The sequence below is a fragment of the Spirillospora sp. NPDC047418 genome, from assembly GCF_040643275.1.
In the GTDB taxonomy this organism is placed as follows: domain Bacteria; phylum Actinomycetota; class Actinomycetes; order Streptosporangiales; family Streptosporangiaceae; genus Spirillospora.
This window is the reverse complement of sequence record NZ_JBEYTW010000069.1, coordinates 26,279-45,537: the sequence shown is the minus strand read 5'-3', so window position 1 is coordinate 45,537 and position 19,259 is coordinate 26,279. Positions and strand designations below refer to the sequence as shown.

General features: G+C 71.2%; 23 protein-coding genes. 12 read left to right on the top strand and 11 right to left on the bottom strand.

The features are described from left to right. The 8 genes from ABZ806_RS32275 to ABZ806_RS32240 form a co-directional block, all read left to right on the top strand. Nucleotides 1-942 (top strand): branched-chain amino acid ABC transporter permease (locus ABZ806_RS32275; protein WP_500221227.1); only part of this gene is annotated, 942 nt, incomplete at its 5' end. A gap of 3 nt (nucleotides 943-945) precedes the next feature. Further along, nucleotides 946-2,076, top strand: coding sequence for a branched-chain amino acid ABC transporter permease (locus ABZ806_RS32270; RefSeq protein ID WP_500221226.1), 1,131 nt, complete (start codon nucleotides 946-948; stop codon nucleotides 2,074-2,076). Beyond that, complete coding sequence (locus tag ABZ806_RS32265; RefSeq protein WP_500221225.1) at nucleotides 2,073-2,918, top strand: ABC transporter ATP-binding protein; 846 nt, start codon at nucleotides 2,073-2,075, stop codon at nucleotides 2,916-2,918. The genes ABZ806_RS32270 and ABZ806_RS32265 overlap by 4 nt, the downstream gene beginning before the upstream one ends. After that, on the top strand, nucleotides 2,915-3,685 hold the full coding sequence (locus ABZ806_RS32260; protein WP_500221224.1) for an ABC transporter ATP-binding protein: 771 nt from the start codon (nucleotides 2,915-2,917) through the stop codon (nucleotides 3,683-3,685). Before ABZ806_RS32265 ends, ABZ806_RS32260 begins: the two co-directional genes overlap by 4 nt. Next, nucleotides 3,682-4,260 (top strand): NADPH-dependent FMN reductase, encoded by a 579-nt coding sequence (locus tag ABZ806_RS32255; RefSeq protein WP_500221223.1) that lies wholly within the window; start codon nucleotides 3,682-3,684, stop codon nucleotides 4,258-4,260. The genes ABZ806_RS32260 and ABZ806_RS32255 overlap by 4 nt, the downstream gene beginning before the upstream one ends. Continuing rightward, nucleotides 4,257-5,384 carry an alpha/beta hydrolase family protein gene (locus tag ABZ806_RS32250; protein ID WP_500221222.1) on the top strand — a complete coding sequence of 376 codons (1,128 nt, stop codon included), beginning with the start codon at nucleotides 4,257-4,259 and terminating at the stop codon, nucleotides 5,382-5,384. Before ABZ806_RS32255 ends, ABZ806_RS32250 begins: the two co-directional genes overlap by 4 nt. Further along, the gene (locus tag ABZ806_RS32245) at nucleotides 5,381-6,961 is read left to right on the top strand and encodes an AMP-binding protein (protein ID WP_500221221.1); all 1,581 of its coding nucleotides are present in this window, start codon (nucleotides 5,381-5,383) and stop codon (nucleotides 6,959-6,961) included. The genes ABZ806_RS32250 and ABZ806_RS32245 overlap by 4 nt, the downstream gene beginning before the upstream one ends. Nucleotides 6,962-6,971: 10 nt before the next feature. After that, entirely contained in the window at nucleotides 6,972-7,751 is a 780-nt protein-coding gene (locus tag ABZ806_RS32240; RefSeq protein ID WP_500221220.1) for an IclR family transcriptional regulator, read from the top strand. Between the two features lie 109 nt (nucleotides 7,752-7,860). Here ABZ806_RS32240 and ABZ806_RS32235 read toward each other — a convergent pair whose 3' ends face one another. The 3 genes from ABZ806_RS32235 to ABZ806_RS32225 all read right to left on the bottom strand — a co-directional run bounded on the left by ABZ806_RS32235 (nucleotide 7,861) and on the right by ABZ806_RS32225 (nucleotide 9,624). Then, a complete protein-coding gene (locus tag ABZ806_RS32235; protein WP_500221219.1) occupies nucleotides 7,861-8,241 on the bottom strand; it encodes a nuclear transport factor 2 family protein in 381 nt (126 codons plus the stop codon). Next, nucleotides 8,238-8,804 carry a VOC family protein gene (locus ABZ806_RS32230; protein WP_500221218.1) on the bottom strand — a complete coding sequence of 189 codons (567 nt, stop codon included), beginning with the start codon at nucleotides 8,802-8,804 and terminating at the stop codon, nucleotides 8,238-8,240. The genes ABZ806_RS32235 and ABZ806_RS32230 overlap by 4 nt, the downstream gene beginning before the upstream one ends. 94 nt (nucleotides 8,805-8,898) lie before the next feature. After that, nucleotides 8,899-9,624, bottom strand: coding sequence for a GntR family transcriptional regulator (locus tag ABZ806_RS32225; RefSeq protein WP_500221217.1), 726 nt, complete (start codon nucleotides 9,622-9,624; stop codon nucleotides 8,899-8,901). A gap of 107 nt (nucleotides 9,625-9,731) precedes the next feature. Between ABZ806_RS32225 and ABZ806_RS32220 the strand changes: the two genes are divergently transcribed. From ABZ806_RS32220 to efeU, 3 genes are all read left to right on the top strand, one after another. Further along, complete coding sequence (locus ABZ806_RS32220) at nucleotides 9,732-10,907, top strand: enolase C-terminal domain-like protein (RefSeq protein ID WP_500221216.1); 1,176 nt, start codon at nucleotides 9,732-9,734, stop codon at nucleotides 10,905-10,907. Further along, entirely contained in the window at nucleotides 10,907-11,848 is a 942-nt protein-coding gene (locus ABZ806_RS32215; protein WP_500221215.1) for a ketopantoate reductase family protein, read from the top strand. Before ABZ806_RS32220 ends, ABZ806_RS32215 begins: the two co-directional genes overlap by 1 nt. Before the next feature lie 160 nt (nucleotides 11,849-12,008). Further along, complete coding sequence (efeU, locus tag ABZ806_RS32210) at nucleotides 12,009-12,872, top strand: iron uptake transporter permease EfeU (protein WP_500221213.1); 864 nt, start codon at nucleotides 12,009-12,011, stop codon at nucleotides 12,870-12,872. Between the two features lie 6 nt (nucleotides 12,873-12,878). Here efeU and ABZ806_RS32205 read toward each other — a convergent pair whose 3' ends face one another. The 5 genes from ABZ806_RS32205 to ABZ806_RS32185 all read right to left on the bottom strand — a co-directional run bounded on the left by ABZ806_RS32205 (nucleotide 12,879) and on the right by ABZ806_RS32185 (nucleotide 16,534). Beyond that, nucleotides 12,879-13,241, bottom strand: coding sequence for a hypothetical protein (locus tag ABZ806_RS32205; protein ID WP_500221211.1), 363 nt, complete (start codon nucleotides 13,239-13,241; stop codon nucleotides 12,879-12,881). An 80-nt stretch (nucleotides 13,242-13,321) separates the two neighbouring features. After that, the gene (locus tag ABZ806_RS32200; protein WP_500221210.1) at nucleotides 13,322-14,509 is read right to left on the bottom strand and encodes an ABC transporter permease; all 1,188 of its coding nucleotides are present in this window, start codon (nucleotides 14,507-14,509) and stop codon (nucleotides 13,322-13,324) included. After that, nucleotides 14,506-15,222, bottom strand: coding sequence for an ABC transporter ATP-binding protein (locus ABZ806_RS32195; RefSeq protein WP_500221209.1), 717 nt, complete (start codon nucleotides 15,220-15,222; stop codon nucleotides 14,506-14,508). The genes ABZ806_RS32200 and ABZ806_RS32195 overlap by 4 nt, the downstream gene beginning before the upstream one ends. Further along, nucleotides 15,219-16,259 (bottom strand): peptidoglycan-binding protein, encoded by a 1,041-nt coding sequence (locus tag ABZ806_RS32190; protein ID WP_500221208.1) that lies wholly within the window; start codon nucleotides 16,257-16,259, stop codon nucleotides 15,219-15,221. Before ABZ806_RS32190 ends, ABZ806_RS32195 begins: the two co-directional genes overlap by 4 nt. Beyond that, nucleotides 16,256-16,534 (bottom strand): hypothetical protein, encoded by a 279-nt coding sequence (locus ABZ806_RS32185; RefSeq protein ID WP_500221207.1) that lies wholly within the window; start codon nucleotides 16,532-16,534, stop codon nucleotides 16,256-16,258. Before ABZ806_RS32185 ends, ABZ806_RS32190 begins: the two co-directional genes overlap by 4 nt. A 462-nt stretch (nucleotides 16,535-16,996) precedes the next feature. On the opposite strand from ABZ806_RS32185, the gene ABZ806_RS32180 reads away from it, so the two are divergent. Then, a complete protein-coding gene (locus ABZ806_RS32180; protein WP_500221228.1) occupies nucleotides 16,997-17,422 on the top strand; it encodes a VOC family protein in 426 nt (141 codons plus the stop codon). Nucleotides 17,423-17,623: 201 nt separating this feature from the next. Here the strand turns inward: ABZ806_RS32180 and ABZ806_RS32175 are convergent, their stop codons facing one another. The 3 genes from ABZ806_RS32175 to ABZ806_RS32165 all read right to left on the bottom strand — a co-directional run bounded on the left by ABZ806_RS32175 (nucleotide 17,624) and on the right by ABZ806_RS32165 (nucleotide 19,168). Continuing rightward, a complete protein-coding gene (locus ABZ806_RS32175) occupies nucleotides 17,624-17,812 on the bottom strand; it encodes a DUF397 domain-containing protein (protein WP_500221206.1) in 189 nt (62 codons plus the stop codon). Between the two features lie 286 nt (nucleotides 17,813-18,098). Then, the gene (locus ABZ806_RS32170; protein ID WP_500221205.1) at nucleotides 18,099-18,287 is read right to left on the bottom strand and encodes a DUF397 domain-containing protein; all 189 of its coding nucleotides are present in this window, start codon (nucleotides 18,285-18,287) and stop codon (nucleotides 18,099-18,101) included. Then, nucleotides 18,284-19,168 carry a helix-turn-helix domain-containing protein gene (locus ABZ806_RS32165; RefSeq protein WP_500221204.1) on the bottom strand — a complete coding sequence of 295 codons (885 nt, stop codon included), beginning with the start codon at nucleotides 19,166-19,168 and terminating at the stop codon, nucleotides 18,284-18,286. The genes ABZ806_RS32170 and ABZ806_RS32165 overlap by 4 nt, the downstream gene beginning before the upstream one ends. Nucleotides 19,169-19,259: the final 91 nt, after the last annotated feature.

Below are 19,259 nucleotides of genomic sequence, written 5' to 3'. Positions count from 1 at the left end.
GGGGCCGATCCGGCCCCCGCCCCCCGGCTCCACTCCCACACCCCGACCGAGGATTCCCAGATGACCCTCTTCCTCCAGCTCGGTTTCCAGGGCGTCGCCCTGGGGCTGGCCTACGGGCTGATCGCGCTCGGGTTCGTGATCATGTTCAAGGGCTCCCACACCTTCAACTTCGCGCACGGCCAGTTCGTGGCCATCGGCGCCTACGCCGTCCTCGTCCTGATCCCCCGGATGCCCTACGCGCTGGCCTTCCTCGGGGCCGTGGCGCTCACCGTCGGCCTCGCGCTGGTGGTCGAGCGGATGCTGGTCCGCGGACTGATCGGACGCTCGGTGACCGTCGTGGTGCTCGCCACCCTCGGCATCTCCACCATGCTGCACAACGCCATCCTGATGGTGTGGGGCGTCGGCACCCACGACTCGGTGGGGCCGATCGGCGCCGGCACCACCTCGGTGGGCGCGGTCGTGCTGCCCAACAGCGCCCTGGCCACCGTGGCCGTGTCGGTCGTCGTCCTGGCCGCCGTCGCCCTGTTCTTCCAGCGGACGCGCTACGGGCTGGCGCTGCGCGCGACCGCGAGCAGCCAGGAGGCCGCCATGGCCCAGGGCATCGACGTGGGACGGATGTTCGCGCTCTCCTGGGCGCTGGCGGCCTTCCTCGCGGTGACCGCGGCGGTCTTCCTCGCCTCGTTCCCCCGCGTGGTCTCCCCCGACCTCGGCGACCTCGCGCTCATCGCGATCCCCGCGATCGTCATCGGAGGCATGGACTCGCTGGTCGGAGCCGTCGTCGGCGGCCTGGTCGTGGGGCTCACCCAGGTCCTCGGATCCGGCTACCTCAGCGACATCGGCGGCGGGCGCCTGCACGACGTACTGCCCTACGTGCTCATGCTCCTCGTCCTCCTGGTCAGGCCCTATGGCCTCTTCGGCAGCCGCAGCATCGAAAGGGTCTGAGCCGTGTCCGTCCTCACCAGCCCGCCCGGCCCCCGCGACACCGCGGTCCCCCGGCCGCGCCCGAACGGCCTCCTCACCAGCGGACGCGCCGGCGTCGGCCTGGGGATCGCCGCCATGCTCGTGCTGCCGCTCGTGGTCCGCTCCGAACTGTGGCTCGGCATCGGCATCCTCACCCTGATCGCCGGCATCGGCGCCCTCGGCATGCAGGTGATCACCGGGCTGGCCGGCCAGATCTCGCTGGGCCACGCCTTCTTCATGGGGATCGGCGCCTACAGCTCGGCCTGGCTCGGCACCGACATGGGCCTGCCCTGGTGGCTCTGGCTGCCGGCGTCCGGCCTGGTGGCCGCCGCCGCGGGCGCCCTGGTCGCCCCCGTCGCGGTCCGCATCCGGGGCCTCTACCTGGCCGTCGCCACCCTCGCCCTGGTCTTCATCGGCCTCTACGCGTGGGAGACGTGGACGAGCCTCAGCGGCGGCGTGAACGGGCGTCCGGCGGCACCGGTCCTCTTCGGCGACCAGGACCTCAGCCTGGGCGTCATGGCCGGGGACCGGGTGATCCTCGACGCCTTCCAGGCCTGGTGGTACTTCGCGCTGGCGATCCTGCTGGTGGTCATGCTCCTCACCCACAACCTCAAGCACTCGCGACTCGGCCGCGCCTTCATGGCCGTGCGGGACAAGGACGTGGCGGCCGCGGTGGTGGGCGTCCCGGTGACCTGGACCAAGACGGTCGCGTTCGTCATCTCCTCCTTCTTCGCCGGCGTCTCCGGGGCGCTGCTGGTGTCCTACATGGGCTACTTCACCCCCGGCCAGTGGCACCTGATGCTCTCGGTCGACTTCATCGCCATGATCGTCATCGGCGGTATGGGCACGGTCTCCGGGGCCCTGCTGGGCGCGCTGTTCGTCCGGGCGATGCCCGAGGTCGTGAACCAGACCTCGGCCTTCCTGCCCTTCGTCCGCAAGAGCGCGAGCACGGACGGCGGCATCACGGGACCGCTCCTGTCCGGCTTCGTCTACGGATTGGTGATCGTGTTGATCCTGCTCTTCGAGCCCGACGGGATCCGGGCGCTCGCCCTCCGGGGGTGGCGGCGCCTGCGCGACCCGCTGGGCGGCTCACGCGAAAGGCGGAAGACGTCATGAGCGGAAACGCCCCGGACGCGGCCGACGGCCCGCCGGCCCCGCAGAACCCGGCCCCGCAGACCCCCGCTTCGCAGACCCCGGCCCTGCGGACCACGGCCGTGTGCGCCGGCTACGGCGCGGCCGAGGACGCCGTGACCGAGCTGACCCTGCGGGTGCCCGAGGGCCAGGTCGTCAGCCTGCTCGGCCCCAACGGGGCGGGCAAGAGCACCACGATGCGGGCCGTGTCGGGCCTGCTCGGGCTGCACCGCGGGCGCGTCACCGGCGGGCGGGTGGAGCTCTTCGGCAAGGACATGACCGGATCCCGCGCGTCGCAGCGCGTCCGCGCCGGGCTCGCGCAGTGCCTGGAGGGCCGGATGGTCTTCCCCGGGCTCAGCGTCGCCGAGAACCTCGCCAGCGGAGCGCACGTGCGCCGCCACCGCGGTGCCGCGCTCACCGCGGCCCGCGACGAGGTGCTCGCGCTGCTGCCGCGGCTGCGCGACCTGCTGGACCGCAAGGCGGGCTACCTGTCGGGCGGCGAGCAGCAGATGCTGGCGATCGCGCGGGCCCTGATGTCGCGGCCGAAGCTGCTGCTCATGGACGAGCCGAGCCTGGGGCTCGCGCCCCGGATCGTCGAGCAGGTCCGCGACATCATCGTGTCCATCAACGAGCAGGGCACCTCGATCCTGCTCGTCGAGCAGAACGCGCGCATGGCCCTGTCGATCTCCCACTACGCCTACCTCCTGGAGGGCGGACGGGTCTGCGCGGAGGGCACCCCGGCGGCGCTGCAGCAGGACACCGACATCGCGGCCGCCTACCTCGGCGCCGGCACGGCGCCCAGCGCCCCCGAAGGAGCCGGCTCATGAGCACCGCGCTGATCGAGATCGAGGACCTCGCCCTGTCGTTCGCGGGCGTCCGGGCGCTGGACGGGGTCACCTTCAGCATCGATGAGGGCGAGCTCTTCGCCGTGATCGGGCCCAACGGAGCCGGCAAGTCCACCCTGTTCAACTGCATCTCCGGCATCTACCGCCCGGGGGCCGGGAGCATCAGGTTCGGGGGCAGGGAGCTCCTGGGCACCGCCCCGCACCGGATCGCGAAGGCCGGGATCGCCCGCACGTTCCAGAACGTCGACGTCTTCCCGGCCATGACCGTGCAGGAATGCCTGCTCCTGGCCCGGCACCAGCACCTGCGCTCCGGGCCGGTGGCGGGCATGATCCGGTGGGGCCGCAGCGCGCGCGAGGAGCGCGCGGCGCTGCGGCACGTCACCGAGGTGGCCGACCGCTTCGGACTCGGCGGCCTGCTGCGGCACCGGGTCGGCCCGCTCCCCCACGGCGTGCAGAAGCGGGTCGAGCTCGCGCGCTCGCTGTGCATGGAGCCCCGGCTGCTGCTGCTCGACGAGCCGGTGGCGGGGATGAACCACGAGGAGACCGCCGAGATGGCGGCGACCCTGCGCGAGGTGAACACCGACCTGGGCATCACCATGCTCCTGGTCGAACACGACATGTCGATGGTGATGGGCATCTCGGACCGGGTCTGCGTGCTCGACTTCGGGCGCCGCATCGCCCTCGACACCCCGGCCAACGTCGTCCGTGACGAGGCCGTCATCGACGCCTACCTGGGAGGAGCACTGTGAGCACGGCGGACGTCACCGTCTACGGAATCGTCGGGAGCCTGCGCAAGGGCTCGTGGAACCGGATGCTGCTGGAGTCGGCGGCCCGGCTGGCACCGGACGGGGTCACCGTCACCATCAGCGAGCTGGTGGGCCGGCTTCCGCTCTTCAACGAGGACCTGCTCGGCCAGGAGCCGCCGGCGGTCGCCCGGATGCGCGCGGAGGTCGCCGCCGCGGACGCGCTGATGATCGCCACCCCGGAGTACAACGGCGGGGTCCCGGGCGTGCTGAAGAACGCCTTCGACTGGATCTCCCTGCCGCTGGGCGCCTCGGTCCTCCAGGGCAAGCCGGTCGCCCTGATCGGCACCTCGCCGGGACGCCTGGGCACCGCCCGGTGCCAGTTCGAGCTGCGCAACATGTTCGTCTTCTCCCAATCCCCGGTGATGCCGGGACCGGAGGTGGTCATGCCCTTCGCCCATGAGTGCTTCGACGAGACCGGGCACCTCAAGGACCCGGTGGCCACCGAGCGGCTCGGGGTCCTCTTCGGCAAGCTCCGCGCCCACGTGGCCGCGAGCCGGCTGGAGGTGGCGGCCCGATGACCACCCGCACCTTCGTCTCCCGCCCCTCCGCCGGCGCCCCGCGCGCGGGTGCCGGCGGGCACCCCTGCCAGGGCCTCTACCACGCGCCGGACGGCGCGCGGCCGAAGGTGGCGATGATCGCCACCCACTACCAGATCGACTTCGCCGAGCACTACCTCGCCGATCTGATGGCCGAGCGCGGCATCGGCTTCCTCGGCTGGAACACCCGGTTCCGCGGCTACGAGTGGAACTTCCGGCTCGACCAGGCGCTGGTGGACATCGGCGTCGGCGTGCGCTGGCTGCGAGAGGAGGCCGGGGCCGACTCGGTCGTCCTGCTGGGCAACTCGGGGGGCGGCTCCCTGATGGCCGCCTACCAGGCCCAGGCCGTCGACCCGACCTTGCGGCCCCCGATCGACCACGACCCCGTCCCCGGCGTGGACGAGCTGCCCGCCGCGGACGGCTACGTGTCCCTCGCGGCGCACCTGGGCCGTCCCGACGTCCTCACCTCGTGGATGGACGCCGCGGTGGTCGACGAGTTCGACCCGGTGGCGACCGACCCTTCGCTCGACCTGTTCAATCCGGAGAACGGCCCGCCGTACAGCGCCGAGTTCGTCGAGCGCTACCGGAAGGCACAGGTCGACCGCAACCACCGGATCACCGCGTGGGCCAAGGCGGAGCTGGCCCGGCTCACCGAGGCCGGCTACTACGACCGCCACTTCACCGTGCCCCGGACGTGGGCCGATCCGCGGATGGTCGACCCGGCCCTGGAGCCCACCGACCGGAAGCCGAACAGCTGCTACCGCGGCTCGGTCGAGGCCGCCAACCGGGGCGACCGCGGGATCGCCGGGGAGACGACCGTGCGCAACTGGCTCAACATGTGGAGCCTGAGCGAGTCGCCCTGCCGCGGTGAGGGCAACCTGGCCAAGATCACCGTCCCGGCGCTGGTCGTCAACCCGACCGGGGACACCGGGGTCTTCCCGAGCGACGCCGACCGGATCGCCGACGCCCTGGCGAGCGAGGACAAGACCCGCCGCGACCACGCCGGGGACCACTACTTCCTGGACCCTCCGGGCGCCCGGGACGCGGTCGCCGACACGATCGCCGGCTGGCTCGCCGCGCGCTTCGGGGGCGGGGGCGCGCGGTGACGGCGTCCGCGCCGATCGACGGCGCCCGGGGCCAGCACTGGGTCGCCCACCTGGCCCGGCACGCCCACGCCCGGCCCGCGGCGACCGCGCTGCGGTGCGGCGGGGTCTCCCACACGTGGCGCGGGCTCGCCGACCGGGTGCTGCGGATCGGCCGCGGACTCGCGCGGCTGGGCATCGGTGCCGGCGACCGGGTCGCCTTCGTGATGGGCAACGGGACCGAGTACGTCGAATCGCTCCTGGCGGTCAGCGCCGCCGGTGCGATCGGGGTGCCGGTGAACCCCCGGCTGGCCACCGCCGAGGTGGCCTTCATCCTCCGCGACTCCGGCGCCTCCCTGGTGATCACCGACGGCGCCTTCCACCGGCTGGCCGCCGGCGCGGCCGAGGAGGACGGCGTCCAGGTGGTGGACGTCTCCGGGCAGGCGGGGCGGCCCTACGCGGACCTGCTCGACGGCCCCGCCGCGGACTCGCCCGCCGGCGAGCTGGCGGCGATCACCGTGGACGAGTCCGCGCCGGCGCTGATCATGTACACCTCCGGCACGACCGGGCGTCCCAAGGGCGCGGTGCTCACCCACCGGAACCTGCTCGCCCAGAGCCAGACCAACCTGGTCGCCTTCCGCTTCGAGATGTACGACGAGGTCTACCTCTGCGCCTCGCCGATCTTCCACATCGGCGCCATCGGAGGTCTGGCCCCGGCGCTGCTCGTCGGCGCCTCGGTGGTCGTGATGCCCACCGGCGCGTTCGATGCGGGCGAGCACCTCGACGCGATGGCCGGGCACCGGGTCACCTCCACCTTCCTGGTGCCCACCCAGTGGCAGGCCCTCGTCGCCGAGCAGCGGCGGCGGCCTCGCGACCTGTCGCGCCTGCGCGTCGCCGCGTGGGGGGCCGCCCCGGCCACCGACACGCTCCTGCGGGAGATGGGCGAGGTGTTCGGCGACGCCGACCTGCTCGCCCTCTTCGGCCAGACCGAGATGTCACCGGTCACCTGCGTGCTGGAGGGCAAGGACGCCCGCCGGAAGCTGGGCTCGGTGGGACGGCCGGCGCCGGGCGTGTGGGCGCGCGTGGTCGACACCGCGATGAACGACGTTCCCCCCGGCGGGATCGGCGAGATCGTCTACCGGGGGCCGGGCCTGACGGCGGGCTACTGGAACCTGCCCGAGGCGACCGCCGAGGCCTTCGCCGGAGGCTGGTTCCACTCCGGTGACCTGGTCCGGGTCGATGACGAGGGGTTCGTCTACGTCGTCGACCGGCTCAAGGACATGATCATCAGCGGCGGCGAGAACGTCTACTGCGCCGAGGTGGAGAACGTGCTCGCCGCGCACCCCGACGTCGGGGAAGTGGCGGTGGTGGGCCGGCCGCATCTAAAATGGGGGGAGACTCCGGTCGCGGTGGTCGCGCCGGTCCCCGGACGGCCGGCGCCGTCGCTCCAGGAGCTGCGCGACTACGCCCGGCGCAGGCTTGCCCCGTACAAGCTGCCGACCGGCATCGAGGTGGTCGAGCGGCTCCCCCGCAACGCGTCGGGGAAAGTACTCAAGTTCGAGCTGCGAGATGGAAGGACCGATGACCGCGTCCCCGGATAAGGTCCGCTGGGTGAACAACCCCTCTCCGGCCCAGCCTCGCAAGCCGCAGTATCCGATCGAGTCGGTCGACAACGCGCTGCGCATCCTGCTGCTGCTGGGCGAGCGCAAGAGCCTCCGCCTCACCGAGGTGAGCGAGTACCTCTCGGTCGCGTCGTCCACCGCGCACCGGGTGCTGGCCATGCTGCAGTACCGGGGGTTCGTCCGCCAGTCGAACAGCTCGCGGGCCTACGAGCCCGGCCCCGCGCTCACCGAGATCGCCTTCTCGGTGCTGCGGCAGATCGACGTCCGCGAGCAGGTCCGCCCGCTGCTGGACGAGCTCGCCAAGCACTACGGCGAGACCGTCCATCTCGCCCGCCTCGACGGCTCGCTGGTGTCCTTCGTCGACGCCGTGGAGAGCAGCCGCGCCGTGCGGGTCGGCTCGCGGATGGGCAAGACCCTCCCGGCCCACGCCTCGGCGTCCGGCAAGGTGCTGCTGTCGCTGCTGCCGGACGAGGCCGTGGTCGCGCTCTATCCGCGGGAGGAACTGGAGCCGCTCACCCCGCACACCCACTCCACTCGGACCGCGCTCCTGGAGGACCTGGACCGCATCCGGAAGCGGGGCTACGCCACCGGGCTGCAGGAGAGCGAGGACGGGGTCATCGCGGTAGCCGTGCCGCTCGGCACCTATGCGGGCGCCCGGTACGCGGTGAGCATCTCGGCGCCCAGCCACCGCAAGGACGAGTTCACCGAGGTCGCCGTGGCCGAAAACCTGCTGCGCTTCGCCGAGCAGAGCCGCAGCTTCTTCTCCTGAGACTTCTTCTCCTGCGCCGGTGCCCGGCCGGGGGCGTCGCCCCGAGCGGGCACCGGGTCCAGAGCCTCGGTGCGCGGGCCGGCCTCGGTGTGCGGGCCGGCCTCGGCGCTCAGGCCGCGAGGACGGCTTCGAGCTTGCTGCGGTCGAAGTACTCCTCGATCCGCCGGATCCTGCCGTCCTCGACGTAGACGCGGAGGACCGCCGGGATCGACGCCGACCGCCCGTTGCGCTCGACCTCGATCACGTGCTGGCGGAGGAAGCCGTCCTCCAGCGCGGTGTGCCGCGGCTGGGCGTAACCGAACTTGTCGTAGCGCTGGGCGATGCCGCCCAGCGTCGCGAGGTTCTGCTCTTTGGACTGGTCGACGTCGTCATAGTTGTGCCAGACGGTGACGTCGTCGTGGTAGAGGGCGGAGACGGCCTCGATGTCGCCGGCTTCCACCAGCCCGAAGAACCGCTCGGCGTAGTCCAGCATCGACTGCGCGCCGCTCATGCCGACGCCCCCTCGGTGGCCGGGACGCCCGCGGCGGTCATCGGCGCCAGGTTGACGTCGTCCTCGTTCAGCTCGCGCGTCCACGCGGCGAACTCCAGCAGCACGCCGTCCGGGTCGAAGAAGTACATCGAGCGGACGAAGACGCCCTCGTGGAACGTCTCCGCGACACCGCGCGGGCTGTCGTCGTGCTCGAGGACGGGCCCCGTCTCAACGCCCTTGGCGTCGAGCTTGGCCTTGTACTCGTCGAACTTGTCGAGCGGGATCTTGAAGGCGACGTGGTTCATCGAGGCATGGGCCGTGGCGATGTCCCCGAGGCCGGGCAGCACCGCGGAGGAGGCGATGCCGGGGGCCCGCTTCGGCGCGTCGGGGAACCAGAAGAAGGCCAGGAACTGGTCGCCGCCCATGTCGAAGAAGAAGTGCTGCCCTCCGTTGGGCAGCCTGATCGTCTTTCTCAGCTTCATGCCGAGGACGTTGGTGTAGAAGTCGACGGTGCGCTCCATGTCCTCGCAGACCAGCGCGAGGTGGCAGAGCCCTTGGAGCTCGAACTCAGGGTTGGCCTCCATGGTGTCCCTCCTGTCAGGCGATCCGCCGCCACGCTACCGGAAGTAGTTTCTGGACACCAGACTTTTCCCCAAAAGGTCTAAACAATTAGGCTGGTCAGCCGTGCCCGCGCTCCAGATCCACGGCGTACTCGAACCGTTCGGCGGGGTGCACCGAGACCGTGATCTCGAAGGGGTCCCCGGCGCGGTCCAGGTAGCGGCGCGTCATCCGCAGCACCGGCGAACCGGCCGCGGTGTGCAGCAGGTCGACCATGGCGTCCGGGACCGTCGCCGCCCGCATCCGCTGCTCGATGGTGTGCACGGTGCGTCCGGTCGCCTGCTCGACCATGTCCGAGATCAACCGCTTGGGGTCGAGCACCTGGTCGCCGACGACCTCGGCGATGCCGGGCTCGAGGTAGACGTCGGTGCAGCACAGCGGCCAGCCGTCGTCGGCGGGGTCGATGCGCAGCATCCGGATCTTGGTCCAGCGCTGCCCGGGCCGGCAGCCGAGGACGCGGGCGTCGGCCTCGTCGACCACCACATCGGCGATCGACAGCACCTGGCGGTCCGTCTCCACGGAGTACTGCATCAGCTCGTCCACCGAGTGCAGCGACCGGGCGAAGATCGAGTGCGGCCTCAGCCGCTCGACGCAGGTACCGCGCCGGGGCCGGCGGGAGACCAGTCCCAGCTCCTCCACGATGTCGAGCGCGGCCCGCATCGTGCCCCGGCTCACGTCGAACTCCGCCGCCAGGTCCACCTCGGGCGCTAACCGGCCGCCGATCGGCCAGCGCTCCGACTGGATCTGCCGGACCAGCTCCTCGGCGACTTCCTCGTACCGCTTCACGGCCCTCTCCCGTCCTCCGGTCCCGGCCGGCCCTCACACGGGTGCCGTGGAGGTACCGCTTCCATTAGTCTAGACAATTCGATCGGTCTGGATCAGAGGTTGGGGTCATGCGCATCACCGACGTCCGCGAGGTCGCGGTCCCCCTCCGCGGGGACATCAAGAACTCCGTGGTGAACTTCGCCGCGCACACCGTCTCCCTGGTGGCCGTGCGGACCGACGTACGGCGGAACGGGGCTCCGCTCACCGGCATCGCGTTCAACTCGATCGGGCGCCATGCCCAGGGCGGGATCCTCCGCGACCGGATGATCCCGCGGCTGCTGGCCGCCGACCCCGGCACCCTGCTCGACCCGTCGAGCGGGCTGCTGTCCCCCGCCCGGGTGCTCCAGTGCGCCATGCGGGACGAGAAGCCCGGCGGCCACGGCGACCGCGCCGCGGCGGCCGGCGCCGTCGAACTCGCGGTGTGGGACCTGCTGGCCAAGTACCACGACGAGCCGGCCCACGCCGTCATCGCGCGAGCCTTCGGCCGGGAGCCCGCGCCCACCGGCACGCCGGTCTACGCCGCGGGCGGCTACTACCACCCCGACGACTCCCTGGACCGGCTCCGCACCGAGCTCACCGGCTACGCCGACCAGGGCTACCGCATGGTCAAGATCAAGATCGGCGGCGCGGCGCTCCCCGACGACCTGGCCCGGGTCGAGACCGCCGTCGAGGTGATCGGCGGCGGGGACGGGGTGGCCGTCGACGCCAACGGGCGCTTCGACCGCGACCAGGCCCTGGACTACGCCGCGGCCCTGGCCGGTCTCGGCCTGCGCTGGTACGAGGAGGCGGCCGATCCGCTCGACTACGCCCTGAACCGGGAACTGGCGGAGGTCTATCCCGGAGCCATCGCCACCGGCGAGAACCTCTTCTCCGTCCAGGACGTGCGCAACCTGCTCAGCTACGGCGGAGTGCGGCCCGACCGGGACGTCTTCCAGATGGACGCCGGCCTCAGCTACGGGCTGACCGAGTACGCCCGCATGATCGAGGCCATGGAGTCGCGCGGCGTCGACCGGGCCCAGGCGTTCCCGCACGGCGGGCACCTGATCAACCTGCACATCGTGACCGGGCTGGGGCTGGGCGGCTGCGAGGCCTATCCCGGGGTCTTCGAGCCCTTCGGCGGCTACAGTCCGGACTGCCGGCTCTCCGACGGCCTGATCCACCCGGGCCAGGCCCCCGGGTTCGGTCTCGAGGCCAAGCCCGGCCTCGGCGACGAGATCGCCGGCCTCCTCAAGGACCTGAACTGATGGCGCGAGGATCGGGGACGATGAAGATCTGCGTCGTCGGCTGCGGGGCCATGGGCTCGGTGTACGCCGCGCGCCTGGGCCGGGCGGGCCACGAGGTGTCGGTGGTCGACGCGTGGCAGGCCCACGTCGAGGCCATCGCCCGCGACGGGCTGCACGTCAGCGGACCCGACGGGGAGTTCCGCACCGCGGTCGCGGCCCACACCACCGCTCCCGCCGACCCCGTCGACCTCGTGGTGCTCGCCGTCAAGGCCGCCGACGTGCCCGCCGCCGCAGCCGGGCTCGCACCGCTGCTGCGGCCGGGGACGACCGTCCTGACCATCCAGAACGGCCTCGGCTCGGCCGATGCCGTGGCCGACGCGGTAGGGGCCGAACGCCTGGCCATCGGGATCGCCAGCGGATTCGGCGCCGGCCTGCGCGGGCCGGGCCGGGTCCACCACAACGCGATGCGGGCCCTGCGGTTCGGCGCCCACAGCTCCCTGGCCCCCGCGCGGGTCGAGGCGGTGGCCGCGGCCTGGCGGGCGGCCGGGTTCGACGCGGCGGCCGTGGACGACGTCATCGCGATGCAATGGGAGAAGCTCATCTGCAACGTGGCCTACAGCGCCCCGTGCGCCCTGACCGGGCTGACCGTGGGCGAGGTCCGCGACCACCCCGAGCTGTCCCGGACAAGCCAGGCCGCGGCGACCGAGGCATGGGAGACCGCCCTGGCGCGCGGGGTGGCCATCGACGTCCCGGACCCCGTCGGCCTGGTGCGCGAGTTCGCCGCCCGGATGCCCGGCGCCAAGCCGTCGGCGCTGCTGGACCACGAGGCCCGCCGGACCAGCGAGATCGACGTGATCAACGGCGCGGTGCCGCGGGAGGCCGCCAAGGTGGGCCGCACGGCACCGGTCAACCAGGCGCTGACCGCCCTCGCCCGCCACCGCGAGGCCGCCTGGCGGCGGTGACCCGCCCGTCCGGCCGGATGCCCGTCGGGCCGGATGCCCTCTCCGGGCGAGGACATCTGCGGTGCCTCTTGCCGGGGGCGGATGCCGGGCGCAGAATTGCTTAGGTTAGCTTTGCCTAAAAGGCTTGCCTGAGATCTGTGCCATCCGGAGGAGTGCGGCGATGCTACTGGGCAACTTCCTCATCGGTCTGCGGGAGGGGCTCGAGGCCGCCCTGGTCGTGAGCATCCTGATCGCCTACCTGGTGAAGACCGGCAACCGCCGCGCCCTCGTCCCCGTCTGGACGGGGATCGGCGTCGCCGTCGCCCTCTCGTTCGGGTTCGGCATCGCGCTCAGCGCCGCCTCCTCGGAGATGCAGTTCAAGACGCAGGAGCTGTTCGGCGGCATCCTGTCGATCATCGCGGTGGGGCTCGTCACCTGGATGGTCTTCTGGATGCGCAAGACCGCCCGGTTCATGAAGGCGGAACTGGAGGGGAAGCTGGAGGGCGCGCTGAACGTCGGGCCGCTCGCCCTCGCCGCCGTCGCGTTCCTCGCCGTCGGGCGGGAGGGCCTGGAGACCGCGCTGTTCCTGTGGACGAACATCTCCAACTCCTCGGGCGGCTCCACCGAGCCGATCGTCGGCGCGTTCCTCGGCCTCGCCGTCGCGGTCGCGCTCGGCTACCTGCTCTACCGCGGCGGCCTCAAGATCAACCTGAAGCGGTTCTTCACCTGGACGGGCGCCGCGCTCATCGTCGTCGCCGCGGGCGTGTTCGGCTACGGCTTCCACGACCTGCAGGAGGCCGAGGTCTTCCCGGGCCTGAACGCGGTGGCGCTGGAGCCGCACGTGTTCTTCGCCAAGTTCGGCGGCGCGGGCGACTGGATGCAGACGGTGTTCCAGGGCGTCCTGAACGTCACCCCGCAGATCACCTGGCTGCAGCTGGTCATGTGGGCGGCCTACCTGGTCCCGGTGATGTTCCTGTTCCTGCGCGACCCGTCCACGCCCAGGCCCGCGCCGGCCAAGGCGACGGAGCCCGCCGCCACGTCCTGAGGGGACCTACAGGTCGGGCAGCGGGTCGCGGGGCAGGCTGTCGCGGGCGAAGATCTCGGCGTCGGCGGCGTTGACGACCGGGACGTACTCGTCGTCCACCTCGAACACGGCGCCGGCGAACTCGAACGACGCGCCGGCGCCGGTCTCCACCGGCCCGATCCGGGTGCCGCGCGGGTAGCTGCCCCAGATCGTCTTCGGGGCGCTGCGGCTCACCGCACCGGTGCTGATCACCGCGACCTGGTCGTCGGTGACGACGAAGATGAAGCCCGCGCCGCCGCCGTAGGCCATCGCGGGGAAGATGTAGCGGATCTCCCCGTCGATCCCGAGGAACTCCCGGGAGCGCTCGCGGAGCGGGCGTGGGACCGGCATGGCTGTTGAGGCACCTCCCCCGGGGGCGGAACACGGCTGCCGTGACAATCATGCACCGCCCCGGCGGAGCGTGACCAGAGTCAGACCGACGCCAGCGCCGCCGTCGGCGGCAGCCGCGCGGCGCGCACCGCCGGGTACAGCCCGGCGGCCGTCCCGATCACCAGCGTCGCTGCGAGCGCGCCGCCGAGCGCCCACACCGGCACGACGGGCGGCCACCCCTTCCACAGCGCGAACCCGGCGGTGACGGCGGTGCCGAGCACCGTCCCGGCGGCGCCGCCGAACGCCGACAGCAGCAGCGACTCGGCGAGGAACTGGGTGCGGACCTGCCCGCGGGTCGCGCCGAGCGAGCGGCGCAGCCCGATCTCGCGGCGCCGCTCCAGCACCGAGATCACCATCGTGTTCGCGACGCCGACCCCGCCGACCAGCAGCGCGACCGCGCCGAGCCCGAGCAGCAGCCCGGTGAACGCGCCGGCCGCCGCGGCCCTGGCCTCCAGCGCGTCCGAGGGGCGGCTGACCGCGACCTCCTCGGGGTGCTCGGGGCTGACCGTCCGGGCGAGGACGTCCCGGACGTCGTTCACGGACGCGTCGGTGGAGCGCTCGTAGATCGTGGTCGGGTGCCCGTCGAAGCCGAGGTAGCGGCGGGCCGCGCCCCAGCCGACGAGCGCGGACCGGTCGATCTCCGGCGCCAGCTCGGCGGGCCGAAGCACCCCGAGCACGACGAACCACCGTCCGCCGATCCACACCCTTCCCTGCTCCACGCCCAGCCGTTTCGCGGCCTCGGAGCCGAGCACGACGCCGGGATAGCGCCCCGTCGCGGCGTTGAGCCAGCCGCCGCTCGCGGTCTCCACGCCGAGCGTGCCGAGCAGCTCCGTCGTGGCGGCCTGCACGGCGATGCCCTGGGTGACCTCCGCGGGGATCTTGTCGGTCCGGCGGACGGTCGCGTCCACCGACCCCGTGGCGCCGACGGCGGTGACCGGCCCGATGCGCCGCACCATCTCCGGCGCCGTCTCGGGCAGCTCCGCCTTGTCCCCGAACAGGGTGTCGCCGGGTTTGGCGGTCAGCAGGTTGGTGCCAAGCCGGTCGAGGCGCCGCAGCAGGTCCTCCCTGCTGGACGAGGAGATCCCGATGACCGCGACCATCGTCGCGATCCCGATCGCGATGCCGAGCGCGGACAGCACGACCCGCGTCGGCCGGGCCCGCAGTCCGCCGAGACCGACGCGGAGCACGTCGTTCGCCCCGAGCTTCGCGGGCGCGAGCGCCGTCTTCATCGGCTGCCCACCTCCGCCCGCTCGTCCGCGACGATCAGCCCGTCCCGGACCCGCACCTGTCGCGGCGCCCGATCGGCCACCTCCAGATCGTGCGTGATGATCGCGACGGTGGTGCCGGCGCGGTTCAGCTCGTCCAGCAGGCCGAGCACCTCGGCGCCCGCCGCCGAGTCGAGGTTGCCGGTGGGCTCGTCGGCGAGGAGCAGGTCCGGCTCCCCCACCACGGCCCGCGCGACCGCGACCCGCTGCTGCTCGCCGCCCGACAGCTGGTGCGGCCGGTGCCCGACCCGGTTGCCGAGCCCGACGCGTTCGAGCGCGACCCGAGCCCGCTCCCGCCGCTCTTTCAACTTCTCGCCCCCGTACAGCAGCCCGTCGGCGACGTTGTCGAGCGCGCTCACGCCCCCCGCCAGGTGGAACTGCTGGAACACGAACCCGAGATGCCGCGCCCGCAGCGCCGACAGCTCCCGGTCACCGAGCGCGCCGACCTCGTGCCCGGCGACCCGCACGCTGCCCCCGGTCGGCCGGTCGAGCGTCCCGATCATGTGCAGCAGCGTCGACTTGCCCGACCCGGACGGCCCGACGATCGCGACCATCTCCCCCGGCGCGACCACCAGGTCGACACCCTTCAGCGCGGCGACACCGCCCGCGTACTCCTTGGTCACCCCGGCCAGCTCGACGATGTCGTCGCCGGGTACGTCCATGCCCAGCGCGTTCATTCGGCGGGCACCCCGACCTTCGCGCCTTCGCGCACACCGGTGACCTCGACCCGACCGCCACCGAAAGCCCCGACCTCCACGGGGACGAGACGCCGCCCGGTTTCGTCGACGACCTCGACGCCGAAGCCGCCCTCCCGAAGTGCCAGCAGCGCCTCCACCGGCACCGACAGGACGTCCTTCTTCCGCTCGCTCTCCAGCTCGACGCTGACCGGCGCCTCGTCCAGCCGTCCCGTCTCGGCGCCGCCGATCGAGATGTCGACGCCGACCGTGGTCTTCTTCTCCTGCCCCGACCCGGTGCTCTCGGCGACACCGCTGACCTCAGCGATCTTCCCCCTGACGGTCTTGCCGCCGGGAAGCTCCACCGAGACCTCGGCGCCTTCCTTCGCGAGATCCTGCTTGTCGGCGTCGAGATCGACATGGACGACCCGCTTCGTCCCGGCCACCGCCAGCACAGGCTGCCCCTGCCCGACTCGCTTCCCCTCGGGAGCCTTGACCTCCCTGACCCGCACGGCCCCGCCGAGGAAGACGACCTGGCTCGCGTCGACCGTGCCGCTCTGCGCGAGCCCCCGATCGTCTTGCCAGTCCTGGACCGCCGCCTCGGTCGCGCCGGTGAACTCGTCGTCCACGGTCATGCCGCCGTACCCGAGCGCCCGCAGGTTCTGTTCGAGCTGCCGGACGTCCTTGCCCGACATGCCGTCCCTCAACGTCCGGTACATGGGGCTGCCGCCGTACATCAGCGTGACCGGTTTGCCCGCCACCTTGAGCAGCGTCCCGCCTCGCTTGACCGTCGCGCCCTGCTTCGGCGCCCAAGTCACCACACCGGACGCACCCGTCCACACCTCCCGGACGTCGTCGTAGGTGAGCTTGCCGTCCACCGTCTCGGTATCGACGAGATCTCCCCTGCTCACAACGGCAGTGCCCAGCCTGACCCCATGCGCGCTGGTCGCCTCCCCATCGCCCGCCGTCCACGCCAGCACGCTCCCGCCGCCGACGACCACGACGACGGCGACTCCGCCGGCGACGGCGATCCGCCTCACTGTCCGAACCCCGGCATGACGCCCTTGCACGCCTCCCGCGCCTTCTGCAGCGCGCCCGGGTCGATGTCCCCGGTCGGCAGCTTGAACTGGCCGTCCGGCCCCGGGTCGGGGATGTCCACCCCGTGCTCGCGCATGCACTGCGCGAGCTTCACGAACTGATCGCGCACCTTCGGGTCCTTCAGGTCGGGCATCTTCCCGCCCGCCTGCAACCACTGTCGGCACTTCTCCAGCGCGTCCTGCAGCTTGGTCCGATCGGTGCCCTTCCCGAGCCGCATGGCCCGCTGATCCCCACTACCGGGATCCGGGACATCAACCCCGTTCTCCCGCATGCACTGCGCGAACTTAAGCTGTGCGTCCTCCGCCGAAAGCGACGCACTGGGCGAAGCCGACGCGGAAGCCTTCCCCGCCGCCCCACCAGCAGAGGCGACCCGGCCCCCACCGTCGTCACTCCCGCACGCAGAAAGCCCCAAGACCAGCGGCAAGACCACCCCGGCCACCCACACTCGATTCCCCATCTCGTCCTCTCCGCCGAGACAACGCGCCCCAGCGAAAAGCCATGAGACCGCCCTCCGGGTTAAACCCGCATTAGCCGTGGCGACTCTGAGCGGCACAGTCGCAGCCGCGCCGAAGTGGAGCGGAGAGGATGTCGAGAGCGGTCTATCGGCTCCGTCTCACGGGTAGATGCCGGCCAACGTGGCCGTAGCAAGACAGGGAGGGTCAGCGTGGCGATCCAGCGGATGGACAACGTCCTCATTGTCGTCGACGATCTTGAGGCGGTCATCGCCTTCTTCGTCGAACTCGGCATGGAACTGGAGGGAAAGGGGCCGATTGAAGGGAGGTGGGCGGAGCGTGTCATCGGGCTTGAGGACGTCCGTCAAGACGTCGCCATGCTGCGGATCCCGGACGGCCACGGACGAGTCGAGCTGGCAAAGTTCCACAGGCCGAGGGCCATCCACCCCGAGCCGAAGGACGCACCGGCGAACACGCTGGGCATTCGCCGCATCATGTTCGCGGTTGACGACATCGAGGACGTTATCGCCCGCCTGCGCACGCACGGCGCCGAACTCGTGGGCGAGCTGGAGCAGTACGAGAACCTCTATCGCCTCTGCTACGTGCGCGGTCCTGAGGGCATCATCGTGGGACTCGCCGAGCAACTCGACTGAAAGCTACCAAAGGGATCTTTAGCTTCCATAGGTGGTGCGGGACAGACTCGGCAACCCATGTCCCGTCGGCGGCCTGCCGGTTTCGTCGGACCGTCGGTGGCGTCAATCCCTTCAGGCTGAATAGCTACTTCCTGTGTCGATTCGCGGGAAGCAACGGCCGAGCCCGTGTCTGACGGGCTCGACTGAGGTCGTCTTCCGGGGCTAGGCGGAGCGGATGGCCTGCATGAACGTGGCCCACTCGCGGGAGGTGAATTCGAGGGTTGGGCCTGCGGCGCCCTGCTTGGTGTCACGTACGCCGATGGCGCCCTGGGGGGAGCGACCAACTTCGACACAGTCGGAGTCCGGCACGCTGTGGGACGACTTGCGCCAGTCGTTGTACTGCTGCTTCACGTTACGGGCCTGCCTGTTCGCTCAGCCGGTCGGCCGTGTCCGTCAGAAGAGAGAGCCTCTCCAAGGCGGCAGTGCGGCCTGCCGGAGACGGTCATGTGGACGTTCATACTCTGCCGCCTTGTCCGGGGGTTGGCATGGGAGGCGCAATGGCGTACGCACGCCGAATGATCAGAAAGTCGTCGACTCCGACGGCGGTTCCGTCTTTGCGGCCATGGACTCGGCCCGCCCTCATCACTGCACGGCTGAGCCCGTGCCTGACGGGCTCGACTGAGGTCGTCTTCCAGGGCTAGGCGGAGCGGATGGCCTGCATGAACGTGGCCCACTCGCGGGAGGTGAATTCGAGGGTTGGGCCTGCGGCGCCCTGCTTGGTGTCACGTACGCCGATGGCGCCCTGGGGGGAGCGACCAACTTCGACGCACTCAGTGTCTGGATTGCTGTAGCTGGACTTACGCCAGTTGCTGTACTGCTGCTTCACGTGTCGTGTCCTGCCTGTTCACTCAGCCGATCGGCGGTGCCCGCAAGAAGCGAAAGACTCTCGAGCGCGGGGAGCGTGGCTTCTCGGAGGCGGCCGTGGAGACGCTCATATTTTGCCACCTCTTCGGGGGTCGTGTGTATGAGGTCCGTGTTTGTGTTCTCCGCCACGACCATCGGTTGATCAACAGGGTCGGGAAACGTGTAGATCATGTATGTCGACGGTGGCAGACGGCCGGGTGAGAGCCGTGCGTCCAGTGGGAGTACCAGAAGGGTGAAGCGAGGCTGACGAGATACCACGTCAACCATGTGTCGGAGCTGCGCCGCCATCGTCTCCGCAGGGACAGCGAGGCGCTTCAGTACGAACTCATCGAGGATGATCTCCGCCATCGGGCCGGAGGTCTGGAAGAAGGTTTCCTGCCGTTGAAGACGAGCCTGAATCGTGCGCGCTGGTACGTAGCTGATCCCTGACCCTTCCGCAAGGTCCAGATCGATGAGTGCCTGAAGGAACTCTGGTGTCTGCACGAGACCGGGAATCGACATCTGGTTATAGCCGTGGATGGTCGCTGCGCCCGACTCAAGGTCGGCGTACATGCGCTGGCGGGCGCCCATGGCGTCGCCGTAGGAGTCCCACCAGCCGCGGTCGGAGGCGTCACAGGCGATCTTGAGGATCTCGTTGAACTTCTCGCCGGTGACGCCGAGGATTTTCATGATCTTGATGATGTCCCGGACGTCGGGGCGGCAGCGAGCGTTCTCCAGTTTGGACACCGTCATGCGGGAGCGGTAGATCTGGCCGGCCAACTCGTCGGCGGTCATGCCGCTCTGCTCGCGGAGGGTCCGCAACTCCGTGGCAAGGCGGCGTCGGCGGACGAACGGGCTGGTCACCGGGAACCTCCTGGGGCGGCCGGGGGTGGCGCTGACCGGGGGAGCCAGCGCGTCAACTCTGTGTTATCACTTGATTCCTGAGCGTGTCAGC

Excerpts from the sequence above, each read along its gene's own strand:
- ABZ806_RS32200 (WP_500221210.1), bottom strand. The coding sequence starts at position 14,509 with ATGAAGACGGCGCTCGCGCCCGCGAAGCTCGGGGCGAACGACGTGCTC.
- ABZ806_RS32235 (WP_500221219.1), bottom strand. The coding sequence starts at position 8,241 with ATGAGCGGCGCGCAGTCGATGCTGGACTACGCCGAGCGGTTCTTCGGG.
- ABZ806_RS32205 (WP_500221211.1), bottom strand. The coding sequence starts at position 13,241 with ATGCCGGTCCCACGCCCGCTCCGCGAGCGCTCCCGGGAGTTCCTCGGG.
- ABZ806_RS32220 (WP_500221216.1), top strand. The coding sequence starts at position 9,732 with ATGCGCATCACCGACGTCCGCGAGGTCGCGGTCCCCCTCCGCGGGGAC.
- ABZ806_RS32260 (WP_500221224.1), top strand. The coding sequence starts at position 2,915 with ATGAGCACCGCGCTGATCGAGATCGAGGACCTCGCCCTGTCGTTCGCG.
- ABZ806_RS32185 (WP_500221207.1), bottom strand. The coding sequence starts at position 16,534 with ATGCGGCTCGGGAAGGGCACCGATCGGACCAAGCTGCAGGACGCGCTG.
- ABZ806_RS32265 (WP_500221225.1), top strand. The coding sequence starts at position 2,073 with ATGAGCGGAAACGCCCCGGACGCGGCCGACGGCCCGCCGGCCCCGCAG.
- ABZ806_RS32180 (WP_500221228.1), top strand. The coding sequence starts at position 16,997 with ATGGACAACGTCCTCATTGTCGTCGACGATCTTGAGGCGGTCATCGCC.
- efeU (WP_500221213.1), top strand. The coding sequence starts at position 12,009 with ATGCTACTGGGCAACTTCCTCATCGGTCTGCGGGAGGGGCTCGAGGCC.
- ABZ806_RS32215 (WP_500221215.1), top strand. The coding sequence starts at position 10,907 with ATGGCGCGAGGATCGGGGACGATGAAGATCTGCGTCGTCGGCTGCGGG.
- ABZ806_RS32230 (WP_500221218.1), bottom strand. The coding sequence starts at position 8,804 with ATGGAGGCCAACCCTGAGTTCGAGCTCCAAGGGCTCTGCCACCTCGCG.
- ABZ806_RS32195 (WP_500221209.1), bottom strand. The coding sequence starts at position 15,222 with ATGAACGCGCTGGGCATGGACGTACCCGGCGACGACATCGTCGAGCTG.
- ABZ806_RS32250 (WP_500221222.1), top strand. The coding sequence starts at position 4,257 with ATGACCACCCGCACCTTCGTCTCCCGCCCCTCCGCCGGCGCCCCGCGC.